Annotated in this window: 10 protein-coding genes; all 10 read left to right on the top strand. The window is 41.0% G+C overall.

The genetic code is table 11. From position 1 onward, the window contains the following. The first annotated feature begins 210 nt into the window (after positions 1 to 210). The 10 genes from ndk (at position 211) to pdxA (ending at position 11,872) form a co-directional block, all read left to right on the top strand. Positions 211 to 675 carry a nucleoside-diphosphate kinase gene (gene ndk / locus DW036_RS03475; protein WP_118461318.1) on the top strand — a complete coding sequence of 155 codons (465 nt, stop codon included), beginning with the start codon at positions 211 to 213 and terminating at the stop codon, positions 673 to 675. Between the two features lie 65 nt (positions 676 to 740). Continuing rightward, the gene (locus tag DW036_RS03470; protein WP_118461316.1) at positions 741 to 1,472 is read left to right on the top strand and encodes a type III pantothenate kinase; all 732 of its coding nucleotides are present in this window, start codon (positions 741 to 743) and stop codon (positions 1,470 to 1,472) included. Then, positions 1,459 to 2,721: a hypothetical protein gene (locus DW036_RS03465; RefSeq protein WP_022392040.1), complete on the top strand. Its 1,263-nt coding sequence runs from the start codon at positions 1,459 to 1,461 to the stop codon at positions 2,719 to 2,721. The genes DW036_RS03470 and DW036_RS03465 overlap by 14 nt, the downstream gene beginning before the upstream one ends. Before the next feature lie 38 nt (positions 2,722 to 2,759). After that, positions 2,760 to 4,079, top strand: coding sequence for a tetratricopeptide repeat protein (locus DW036_RS03460; RefSeq protein ID WP_118461314.1), 1,320 nt, complete (start codon positions 2,760 to 2,762; stop codon positions 4,077 to 4,079). 11 nt (positions 4,080 to 4,090) lie between these two features. Continuing rightward, positions 4,091 to 4,753 carry an LPS export ABC transporter periplasmic protein LptC gene (gene lptC / locus DW036_RS03455; RefSeq protein WP_118461312.1) on the top strand — a complete coding sequence of 221 codons (663 nt, stop codon included), beginning with the start codon at positions 4,091 to 4,093 and terminating at the stop codon, positions 4,751 to 4,753. 2 nt (positions 4,754 to 4,755) lie between these two features. Further along, positions 4,756 to 6,012, top strand: a complete 1,257-nt coding sequence (locus DW036_RS03450) for a hemolysin family protein (RefSeq protein ID WP_118461310.1) — start codon at positions 4,756 to 4,758, stop codon at positions 6,010 to 6,012. Positions 6,013 to 6,133: 121 nt separating this feature from the next. Beyond that, entirely contained in the window at positions 6,134 to 8,272 is a 2,139-nt protein-coding gene (locus tag DW036_RS03445) for a SurA N-terminal domain-containing protein (RefSeq protein ID WP_118461308.1), read from the top strand. Positions 8,273 to 8,428: 156 nt separating this feature from the next. Then, entirely contained in the window at positions 8,429 to 9,469 is a 1,041-nt protein-coding gene (gene rlmN / locus DW036_RS03440; RefSeq protein ID WP_118461306.1) for a 23S rRNA (adenine(2503)-C(2))-methyltransferase RlmN, read from the top strand. A gap of 69 nt (positions 9,470 to 9,538) precedes the next feature. Then, complete coding sequence (locus DW036_RS03435; protein ID WP_118461304.1) at positions 9,539 to 10,600, top strand: DUF4837 family protein; 1,062 nt, start codon at positions 9,539 to 9,541, stop codon at positions 10,598 to 10,600. A 174-nt stretch (positions 10,601 to 10,774) separates the two neighbouring features. Continuing rightward, complete coding sequence (gene pdxA, locus DW036_RS03430) at positions 10,775 to 11,872, top strand: 4-hydroxythreonine-4-phosphate dehydrogenase PdxA (RefSeq protein ID WP_118461302.1); 1,098 nt, start codon at positions 10,775 to 10,777, stop codon at positions 11,870 to 11,872.

Genomic DNA, 11,872 nt, shown 5'->3' with positions numbered 1-11,872 from the left:
TTAAATCCGCGTTCGTCCGCCTTGTCCGCGTACCCATTTAATTCATAACCGAAAAGATATGAATCAATTCAACTCCTGATTCGCATTACTTATTTATCTCTTTTTCTTCTGATTCACATAAAAAAGACCCAACGAAGATCGTATTTCATGGAAAAGTAGTATTTTTGGAGAGAGTTGTTTTATAACTTTTAAAAAAAAGAATCGACTATTATGATGGAGAAAACACTGGTCATTTTAAAACCATGTACCCTGCAAAGAGGCTTGGTAGGTGAGATCACAAATAGATTTGAACGCAAAGGCTTACGTTTAGCCGGTATGAAGATGGTGCAGCTGACGGATGAAATACTCAATGAGCATTATGCTCACTTAAGTGCAAAGCCGTTCTTTCAGCGCGTGAAGGATTCAATGATGGCATGCCCGGTCATTGTGTGTTGTTTTGAGGGAGTGGATGCGATTGAAGCTGTAAGAACACTGACAGGTCTCACCAACGGCAGGAAGGCTGCTCCCGGTACTATTCGTGGAGATTACAGCATGAGTTTTCAGGAGAATATAGTGCATGCCTCCGATTCGCTTGAAGCAGCAGAAGTGGAGTTGAAAAGATTTTTTAAACCAGAAGAAATATTTGAGTATAATCAAGCTACATTCGACTTCCTTTACGCTAATGACGAATATTGATAGAAAAAAGAAAACCAATTCAATTAAAATAGTATCTTTGCGCCCGGAAAAATAATCAGTATTCAGTGAATCTCGTTATTGATATTGGAAATACGGTAGCAAAAGTAGCTGTCTTTGACGGCTTTTCACTTTTAGAAGTGGTATATGACTCCAAGCAGAATTTGGAGCATTTGAAAGATGTTTATCATAAATATCACTTTGAAAAGGCGATTGTTGCAACCGTAATAGACCTGAGCGAACAGGTGCTGGCGCAGTTGGCATTACTTCCTATACCGGTGCTTTGGCTGAATGAAAAGACTCCGCTTCCGGTGGAAAACCTGTATGAGACTCCTCAGACATTGGGTTATGACCGCATGGCGGCTGTGGTAGCTGCTAACGAACAGTTCCCAGGTAGAGACATTCTGGTGATTGATGCCGGCACGTGTATTACGTACGAATTTGTGGATGCTGAAGGACGCTATCACGGCGGGAATATTTCACCCGGTTTGCAAATGCGTTTTCGTGCACTTCATCAGTTTACTGGACGTTTGCCGTTGGTGCAACGTGAAGGGTGTGAACTCCCGATGGGAAAGGATACTGAGACTGCCATCCGCGCTGGGGTGCTGAAAGGTATGGAATATGAAATTTTGGGTTACATAATGGCTATGAAACATAAATATCCTGAACTTTTGGTTTTTTTAACGGGCGGGGATGATTTTTCTTTTGATACAAACTTAAAAAGTATCATCTTTGCAGACAGATTTTTAGTGTTGAAAGGATTAAATCGAATTTTAAACTATAATAATGACAAGATTTAGACAAACACTTTTGGTGCTTTTGCTCACGATATTATCTGGGGCGACGGTCGCTCAAAATAATACAAATTCTCCCTATACACGATATGGATACGGACAGCTGGCAGACCAAGGGTCGGGTAATAGTAAGGCAATGGGTGGCATTGCTTATGGCTTACGTGACAAGTATCAGACTAATTTTGCGAATCCGGCATCCTATACGGCGGTCGATTCGTTGACTTTTATGTTTGATGGGGGTATTTCCATGCAGAATACCAACTTCAGTGATGGGACTGTTAAAAAGAATGCCAAAAACTCCAGTTTTGACTATATCACTATGCAATTCCGTCTTTCCAAATGGGGAGCGATGAGCATAGGGTTGTTGCCTTATTCTAACGTTGGCTATACAATGGCCAGTTATCAGGAAAACACGGAATATCCGGAGAATTCTGCCAGTACGACTTATGCCGGTGAAGGTGGCTTACATCAACTTTATTTGGGTGCAGGTTTTAAAATATTTAAAAATCTTTCTGTTGGTGCGAATATTTCGTATCTTTGGGGGGATATCACACATACCCGTAGTCAGTCATTTCCGTCTAATTCGACTGTAATGCCTTTGATTACAGCTACGGGCATGGAAATTACAAGTTATAAACTTGATTTCGGTGCACAGTATACACACCAATTCAGCAAGAAGCATGTTGCTACTTTAGGTGTTGTTTTTTCACCGGGACATGACTTGAATAATGAGGCGTATGTACAAAATCAGAAGGGTAATAGCTCAACAGGGTATACTACATCGCAAAAAGATACAATCTTGACAATGGGCATTCCTATGACATTGGGTGCCGGTGTGACATATGTATATGATGATCGCCTTACAGTGGGGGCGGATGTGATGTTTCAGAAATGGAGTAGTACGACGTTTATGAATAATCCGGATGCTTTCTGTAATCGTGCCAAGATTGCTGTGGGTGCAGAGTATGTTCCTAACTTGTTGGGAAGAAGCTATCTCTCACATATTAAATATCGTTTGGGAGCTTATTATTCCAAACCTTATTATAAGATAGATGGGGCACGTGCTGCGAATGAGTACGGAGTAACTGCCGGTTTTGGATTGCCTTTGCCACGTAGCCGTTCTGTATTGAGCATCTCAGCACAATATGTGAGAATGCAAGGTACGGAAAGTAAATTCTTGAATGAGAACACATTGCGTCTTTGTATTGGCGTGACATTCAATGAACAATGGTTCTGGAAACGTAAAGTGCAATAATGAAGAATAGACAATATAACAACTAAAATTTAAATACAATGAAGATTAAAACGCTTGTAGCTGTCTTGCTCCTTTCGGGTGGAGTAACCAGTGTCCTGGCACAGGAAGATTGTAACAAGAACAGTAGTATTTCTCATGAAGCGGTAAGAGCTAATAATTTTAAAGATGCTTATTTACCGTGGAAAGAGGTTCTCAAGGATTGTCCGACATTGAGATACTATACTTTTTCTGATGGTATTTCAATATTGCGTTCTTTTTTGAGTGATATAAAAGATCGTAATTCTGCTGATTACAAGAAGTATTTCGATGAATTAATGGAAGTATATGATTTGAGAGCACAGTATATACCGGAATTTGCAGCAAAGGGAATGAAAGTTCCGACTGTGGAAGCTGCATTGGGTACCAAGGCTCTGGATTATATGAGCTGGGCTCCTAACCCAGATGTAAATCAGGCATACGCGTGGCTTAAAGAATCTGTTGATGCAGAAAAAGGAAATTCAGCGGGTGCTGTTTTGCATTATTTCCTGGAGATGTCCTTGAATAAGCTGAAGATAGATCCTAATCATAAAGAACAATTTATCCAGGATTATCTGACAGATTCAGAATATGCTGATGCTGCTATTGCCGCAGAAGATGATGCGAAAAAGAAAGCTGCTTTGCAACAAGTAAAAGATAATCTTGTTGCCATGTTTATCAATAGTGGTACTGCTGATTGTGAGTCTTTGCAGGAAATTTATGGTCCTAAAATTGAAAGCAATCAAACGGATTCGGCTTATCTGAAGAAAGCCATTTCTATCTTGAAGATGATGAAATGTACTGAAAGCGAAGCATACTTCCAAGCTTCTTATTATATGTATAAGATCAATCCTACTGCTGACGCTGCTACAGGATGTGGATATATGGCATATAAGAAAGGTGACTTTGATACAGCTATCAAATACTTTGATGAGGCATTAAGTCTTGAAAGCGACTCTGAAAAGAAAGCTCAATTATGTTATATTGTTGCTGCATCTTTGTTTAATAGTAAGAAATTGTCACAGGCGAGAAGCTATTTGCAGAAAGCCATTGGTTTCAAGGAAAACTTTGGAGATGCTTACATCTTGCTTGCACAGCTTTATGCTTCCAGCCCGAACTGGAATGACGAGTCTGCTTTGAATAAGTGTACATACTTCGTTGTTATTGATAAGTTGCAACGTGCTAAAGCCGTAGATCCGAGTGTAGCTGATAAGGCAAACGAATTGATTTCAACGTATGCACGTTATACGCCGAAAGCTGAAGACCTCTTTATGTTAGGTATTAAAGCTGGAGACCGCGTTACAATAGGTGGTTGGATCGGTGAAAGCACAACGGTTCGATAAGAAATATTAATATGTTACCAAAACGAAGTAACGTTCTATTTTGTAGAAGTTTGAGCATAACCATTGCCTGTGGGGCAGTGGTTATGCTTCTTTTATTTTCCGCCTGTTCCGGACGTCATAAGGATATGGGAGATGCTATAACAGAGCGTGATTCATTGCCTGTGATGGATACGAAAGGAGTTATGACTTTGATCTCTGATTCGGGTGTCACCCGTTATCGTATCAATACGGAAGAGTGGCTGGTCTTCGACCGAAAAAATCCGCCCTATTGGGCATTTGAAAAAGGTGTTTATCTGGAGAAATTCGACTCGGTATTCAACGTGGAGGCGAGTGTAAAGGCAGATACAGCATATTATTATGAGAAGCAAAAGCTGTGGAAACTGATGAGTAATGTGGATATTCAGAATCTGAAAGGTGAAAGGTTTGAGACTGACCTGTTATATTGGGACCAGAATAAGCACACTATCTATTCCGACCAGTTTATCCGCATTGAGCAGCCTGACCGGATCATCACGGGACATGGCTTTGACTCCAATGAACAAATGACTATTTATACAATAAGAAAGCCGGAAGGCATTTTCTATGTGGATGATGATGCCACAGCGCCTGCAGATAGCTTGCAAACCGATAGTGTGCAAACTGGAAGTGTGCGAACCGATAGTATCAAACCATAATTATGGATACCTATATTTATTTATTGATTACTATGGCCTTCTCCGCCTTTTTTTCGGGTATGGAGATTGCTTTTGTTTCCGTAGATAAACTACGTTTTGAAATGGAGCGTAAGGACGGTGTGACTTCACGCATCCTTTCTTATTTCTTCCGTAATTCAAATAACTTCATATCTACCATGCTGGTAGGTAATAATATTGCGCTGGTTATTTATGGTATCCTCATGGCGCAAGTTATCAAAGTACATTTACTGGGAGATCTAATCTCCAATGATTTTGTAGAAGTATTGTTACAAACAGTCATCTCCACACTTATTATCCTGGTAACAGGTGAGTTCCTTCCTAAAACCTTATTCAAGATTAATCCCAATCTTGTGTTGAAAGTCTGTGCTTTCCCGTTACTCATCTGTTATGTCATTCTATATCCGATATCCCAACTGGCTTCCGGGCTGTCTTATCTTTTTTTGCGCATGTTTGGCATGAAGATCAACAAGGAGGCATCCGATAAGGCTTTTGGGAAAGTGGATCTGGATTATTTTGTTCAGAGCAGTATTGATAATGCTGAAGATGAAGAGGAACTGGATACCGAAGTGAAGATATTTCAGAATGCACTCGACTTCTCCAGCATTAAGATACGCGATTGCATTGTGCCACGTACAGAAGTTGTTGCTGTGGATCTGACGACTTCTCTGGAAGAATTAAAGACTCTTTTTGTGGAGTCCGGTATTTCTAAGATTATAGTCTATGACGGAAATATAGATAATGTAGTAGGATATATTCATTCATCTGAAATGTTCCGTAATCCTGCTGATTGGCGGAATAATGTAAAGGAGGTGCCCATTGTGCCCGAAACAATGGCAGCGCATAAGTTAATGAAGCTGTTTATGCAGCAGAAGAAAACCATTGCTGTGGTGGTGGATGAGTTTGGCGGTACGTCCGGCATTGTTTCGTTGGAAGACTTGGTGGAAGAAATATTCGGTGATATCGAAGATGAGCACGATAACACTTCGTATGTATGCAAACAGATAGGAGAAGATGAATATGTACTTTCCGGTCGTTTGGAAATAGAAAAGGTGAATGAGACATTCAATCTGGATCTACCGGAAGAAGATGATTATATGACGGTAGGCGGATTGATTCTGAATCGTTATCAGAGTTTCCCGAAATTGCATGAAGTAGTGACGATTGATAAATTTCAGTTTAAAATTATTAAGGTTACGGCCACAAAAATAGAGTTAGTACGCCTGAAAGTGGTGGAATAATAACAGAATGGCGTAATTTTTTAAAGAATAAATAGATGCGTATTAGCATTTTTTGTATCTTCGTGCGCTAAAATGAAGTTTGGAGAAAATAATAATAAACAAATAAATCATATTAACTAAAATGGCAACATTACAAAACATTCGGTCTAAAGGACCCTTATTGGTGATTGTTATTGGTTTGGCGCTGTTCGCTTTCATTGCAGGAGATGCTTGGAAGGTATTGCAGCCACACCAGTCACATGATGTAGGAGAGGTTAACGGAGAGGCACTTTCCGCTCAGGATTATCAGAACTTGGTAGAAGAATATACTGAAGTTGTGAAATTCTCGAGAGGTACAAGCGCACTTACCGATGAAGAAAACAATCAGATTAAAGATGAAGTTTGGAGAAACTACGTTAACAATAAGTTGATTGAAAACGAAGCGAAGAAACTTGGTATTTCAGTTTCTAAAGCAGAAATTCAGGCAATCATCGATGCAGGTGTACACCCGATGTTGCAACAAACTCCGTTCCGTAACCCGCAAACCGGTGCTTTTGATAAAGATATGTTGAAGAAGTTTTTGGTGGATTACTCTAAGATGAATACAGCCCAGATGCCGGCACAGTACGCTGAATATTATCAGTCTATGTACAAGTTCTGGTCTTTCCTGGAAAAACAACTGATTCAGACTCGTTTGGCAGAGAAATATCAGGCTCTGGTTTCCAAGTCTCTTTTCTCTAATCCGGTAGAGGCTCAGGATGCTTTCAATGCAAGAGTAGATCAATCAGATTTGTTGCTGGCTGCTATTCCTTATTCTTCTATTGAAGATTCAACTGTAACCATCACAGATGCAGACCTGAAAGCTGCTTACGACAAGAAGAAAGAACAATTCAGACAATATGTAGAAACTCGTAACATCAAGTTTATTGATGTACAGGTAACTGCAAGTCCTGAAGATAGAAATGCTATCCAAGAGGAAGTTATGGAATATACAGAACAACTTGCAGGTACTCCGGGTGATTATTCTACTCTGGTTCGTGCAGCAGGTTCGGAAGTTCCTTATATTGATTTGTATTATACTTCTAAGGCATTGCCTACTGATGTAGTTGCTCGTCTGGACTCTGTTTCCGTAGGTGGCGTATATGGTCCTTACTACAATGCAACAGATAATACAATCAATTCATTCAAGAAATTGGCTACAGCTTCTATGCCGGACTCTGTTCAGTATCGTCAGATACAGGTAGTGGCAGAAGATGCTGCTAAGACAAAGGTTTTGGCTGACAGTATCTATACTGCTATCAAGGGTGGTGCTGACTTTGCAGAGATTGCTAAGAAGTACGGTCAGACAGGTGAGTCTACCTGGATTTCTTCTGCTAACTATGAAGGTGCGCAGTTGGATGGTGACAATCTGAAGTATGTGAATACTGTTACTACTCTTGGTAAGAATGAAATGGCTAACCTTTCTTTGGCACAGGCAAACATTATCTTACAGGTAATGGACAAGAAAGCTGTTAAAGATAAATATAAGGTAGCTGTTATCAAACGTCCGGTAGAATTTAGCAAGGAAACTTATAGCAAAGCATACAATGATTTCAGTCAGTTCATTGCTTCCAATCCGACATTGGAGAAGATGACTGCTAATGCTGAAGATGCAGGATATAAACTGTTAGATAGAAATGACTTGTATAGCTCTGAACATGGTATCGGTAGTATCAGAGGTACTAAGGAAGCTTTGAGATGGGCTTTCTCTGCAAAACCAGGTGAAGTATCCGGTTTGTATGAATGTGGTGAAAGCGACCGTATGTTGGTTGTAGCTGTGTCTGCTGTTATTCCGGAAGGTTACCGTCCGTTGGCTTTGGTAAAAGACCAACTGAGACTGGAATTGATCCGTGATAAGAAGGCTGAGAAGATCATGGCTGATATGAAAGCTGCCGGTGCAACTTCATTCGACCAATATAAATCTATGGCTGAAGCAGTAAGCGACTCTGTGAAGCATGTAACTTTTGCAGCTCCTGCTTATGTTTCGGCATTACGTGCCAGCGAACCGTTGGTAGGTGCTTATGCATCTATTGCTGAACTGAATAAACTGAGTGCTCCGATTAAAGGTAATGGTGGTGTATTCGTTCTTCAGCCGTATGCTAAAGAAAAGCTGAATGAGACTTTCAACCAGGAAACTGAAGAAGCTACGTTGCAGAATATGCATGCCCGCATGGCAAGCCAGTTCCTCAACGACTTGTATCTGAAGGCTGATGTGAAAGACAGTCGTTATTTGTTCTTCTAAGAATTTACAGAATAATAATATAAGAAAAGCCGTCTGATGTAATGTCAGACGGCTTTTTCTTTAGGGGGTGTATCTCATTTTCTGTGTCTGTAATTGCCTTTATGCAACTTTATTCCTACCTTTGCAAAGATAAATTTGATAGATTGATAGATAATTATGCCGAAACAAACTCTTTTAGGACTAACACTCACTGAATTGCAAGCAGCGGTGAAGAGACTGGGAATGCCCGGATTTGCCGCTAAGCAGATAGCTTCATGGCTGTATGACAAGAAAGTGAATTCCATAGATGACATGACCAACTTGTCGTTAAAACACCGTGACCTCCTGAAAGATGTCTATGAAGTGGGAGCAGATGCACCAGTGGAAGCTATGCGCTCGGTGGATGGTACGGTGAAATACTTGTATCGGGCAGGGGATAAACATTTTGTTGAAGCGGTTTACATTCCGGATGAAGACCGTGCCACACTTTGTGTTTCGTCCCAGGTGGGATGCAAGATGAATTGCAAATTCTGTATGACAGGTAAGCAGGGCTTTACCGCTAACCTGACTGCCAACCAAATTATCAATCAGATCAATTCTCTCCCTGAACGGGACAAGCTGACCAATGTGGTAATGATGGGGATGGGAGAACCTCTGGATAATCTGGACGAGGTACTGAAAGCTTTGGAAATTATGACTGCTCCCTATGGGTATGGATGGAGTCCTAAACGGATTACTCTTTCTACTGTTGGTCTGCGCAAAGGCTTTCAACGCTTTATTGAGGAATCTGAATGCCATCTGGCTGTCAGCCTGCATTCTCCGGTTGCTTTGCAGCGCCGGGAATTGATGCCTGCCGAGAAGGCTTTCTCCATTACAGAAATGGTAGACTTGTTAAAAAACTATGATTTTAGTAAACAGCGTAGACTATCTTTTGAATATATTGTTTTTAAAGGCGTGAATGATTCGTTGCTCTATGCTAAAGAATTATTGAAACTCTTGCGCGGGCTGGATTGCCGTATCAATCTTATTCGTTTTCATGCCATTCCCGGGGTAGACCTGGAAGGGGCGGATATGGAAACGATGACTAAACTCCGTGATTACCTGACTTCCCACGGTTTGTTTACTACGATACGTGCTTCCAGGGGTGAAGATATATTCGCTGCCTGTGGTATGCTTTCTACTGCCAAACAGGAAGAGAATAAACAAGAATTAATATAAATTATTAACTTTGGCTCGGATGATATACGTATTCTTCGTAGTTTTGTAAAAACATTAACTGGTAAGTATATGAGAAAGCACCTGTTTTATCTAAGTTTAGCTCTTGTAGCAATAGCCTTTTCCGCATGTAGTAGCGGTAAGAAGGGCGTGTTTGGTGCGACTTCAAGTGGTCGTGCGTATGAAATCCTGGTAGTAGTAGATCCAGCTATGTGGGAACGTCCTGCCGGTAGGGCACTTTATGATGTACTTGATACGGATGTGCCGGGGCTTCCCCAATCTGAGCGTTCATTCCGCATGATGTATACTTCTCCTGCAAATTATGATGCTACATTAAAGCTGATTCGCAATATTATCATTGCTGATGTGCAGGATATTTATACTCAGCCTAAATTTAAATATGCGAAGGATGTATATGCATCTCCGCAGACTATCCTGACGATACAGGCGCCTGATGAAGCTTCATTCGAGACGTTTGTGACGGAAAACAAGCAGACCATTATTGATTTCTTTACACGTGCAGAGATGAACCGTCAGATTACACAGCTGGAAAAGAAACATAATGATTATGTGTCTACAAAGGTTAAGAGTATGTTTGATTGTGATGTATGGGTGCCGGCAGAGCTTTCTTCTACCAAGCAAGGAGAGAATTTCTTCTGGGCAGGTACGAATGCAGCTACCGCTGATCAGAACTTTGTCATTTACTCTTTCCCTTATAGAGACAAGAATACTTTTACTAAGGAATATTTTGTGCAGATGCGTGACTCTGTTATGAAAGCTAACATTCCGGGAGCTAAGGAAGGTATGTATATGGCTACTGATACCTTGATGACTGATGTACGTCCTCTTAATATTCAAGGAGAATATGCACTGGAAGCTCGTGGCTTGTGGCGTATGAAAGGTGATTTTATGGGTGGTCCGTATGTATCGCACATGCGTCTGGATCCGGTGAACCAGCGTATCATTGTTGTAGAAGCTTTCATTTATTCACCTGATAAGCTGAAACGTAATCTGATGCGTCAGATGGAAGCATCTCTTTATACATTGAGAGTTCCGGGTGACAAGCAAACAAGTGCAGAGATACCATTGGGGGTGAAGAAAGAGCAAGCTCAAATTGCTGATCAAGAAAAATAATATTGAGAATGTATAAGGAGAATCATTATTAAAGAAATATTTTTCATCCGCAGGTTACGTGGATAACGCAGATTGGGATTTTAATGAATCTGTGTAATCTGTGTAACCTGCGGATGAAAAGTTATCACTGGGACTCCTGACGCATTCTCATCTAAAAATGATATATATTGAAAAATGGAAGATAATAAAATAAGAGTCGGCATTACACAAGGTGATATAAACGGCGTGGGTTATGAGGTTATTTTGAAGACATTCTCTGACCCTGTTATGTTGGAACTGTGTACACCTATTATTTATGGTTCGCCTAAAGTGGCTGCTTATCATCGTAAGTCACTCGATTTGCCGACAAACTTCAGTATCGTGAACTCTGCTGCAGAAGCGGTTCATAATCGTCTGAGCGTAGTGAACTGTACGGATGATGAAGTGAAGGTGGAATTTTCGAAAGCAGATCCTGAAGCCGGAAAAGCTGCACTTGGAGCACTGGAAAGAGCTATTGAAGAATACAAGGAGGGACTGGTCGATGTGATTGTTACTGCTCCTATCAATAAGCATACCATTCAGTCGGAGACTTTTGCATTTCCCGGTCATACGGAATATATAGAAGAACGTCTGGGTAATGGTGCCAAGTCACTGATGATTCTGATGAAAGATGATTTCCGGGTGGCTTTGGTTACAGGTCATATTCCTGTCAGCCAGATTGCATCGACTATAACGAAAGAATTGATACAGGAGAAATTAGCTATCTTCAATCATTCATTAAAGCAGGATTTTGCTATCGGTGCACCGCGTATAGCTGTGCTTTCTCTGAACCCGCATGCGGGTGACGAAGGATTGTTGGGAAAAGAAGAGGAAGAGATTATTATTCCGGCATTGAAAGAAATGGCTGCAAGGGGCATATTGTGCTATGGTCCATATCCGGCTGACGGTTTTATGGGTTCAGGTAATTTTACTCATTTCGATGGAGTGCTTGCCATGTACCACGATCAGGGATTGGCTCCGTTCAAGGCGCTGGTAATGGATGAAGGTGTGAATTACACTGCTGGATTGCCTGTGATACGTACTTCACCGGCTCACGGCACTGCTTATGATATTGCTGGAAAAGGATTGGCCAGTGAGGATTCTTTCCGTCAGGCTATTTATGTGGCTATCGATGTATTCCGTAATCGCCTGCGCGATAAGGAAGCACATGCCAATCCCTTACGAAAACAATATTACGAAAAGCGTGATGACAGCGATAAGCTGAAACTTGACAGTGTGGAAGAAGATTTATAG

The organism is Bacteroides sp. AF39-11AC (assembly GCF_003474285.1).
Lineage (GTDB): Bacteria > Bacteroidota > Bacteroidia > Bacteroidales > Bacteroidaceae > Bacteroides.
This window is presented reverse-complemented; position numbering and strand designations above follow the sequence as displayed.

Excerpts from the sequence above, each read along its gene's own strand:
- rlmN (WP_118461306.1), top strand. The coding sequence starts at position 8,429 with ATGCCGAAACAAACTCTTTTAGGACTAACACTCACTGAATTGCAAGCA.
- lptC (WP_118461312.1), top strand. The coding sequence starts at position 4,091 with ATGTTACCAAAACGAAGTAACGTTCTATTTTGTAGAAGTTTGAGCATA.
- ndk (WP_118461318.1), top strand. The coding sequence starts at position 211 with ATGATGGAGAAAACACTGGTCATTTTAAAACCATGTACCCTGCAAAGA.
- DW036_RS03460 (WP_118461314.1), top strand. The coding sequence starts at position 2,760 with ATGAAGATTAAAACGCTTGTAGCTGTCTTGCTCCTTTCGGGTGGAGTA.
- DW036_RS03435 (WP_118461304.1), top strand. The coding sequence starts at position 9,539 with ATGAGAAAGCACCTGTTTTATCTAAGTTTAGCTCTTGTAGCAATAGCC.
- DW036_RS03450 (WP_118461310.1), top strand. The coding sequence starts at position 4,756 with ATGGATACCTATATTTATTTATTGATTACTATGGCCTTCTCCGCCTTT.
- DW036_RS03465 (WP_022392040.1), top strand. The coding sequence starts at position 1,459 with ATGACAAGATTTAGACAAACACTTTTGGTGCTTTTGCTCACGATATTA.
- pdxA (WP_118461302.1), top strand. The coding sequence starts at position 10,775 with ATGGAAGATAATAAAATAAGAGTCGGCATTACACAAGGTGATATAAAC.
- DW036_RS03445 (WP_118461308.1), top strand. The coding sequence starts at position 6,134 with ATGGCAACATTACAAAACATTCGGTCTAAAGGACCCTTATTGGTGATT.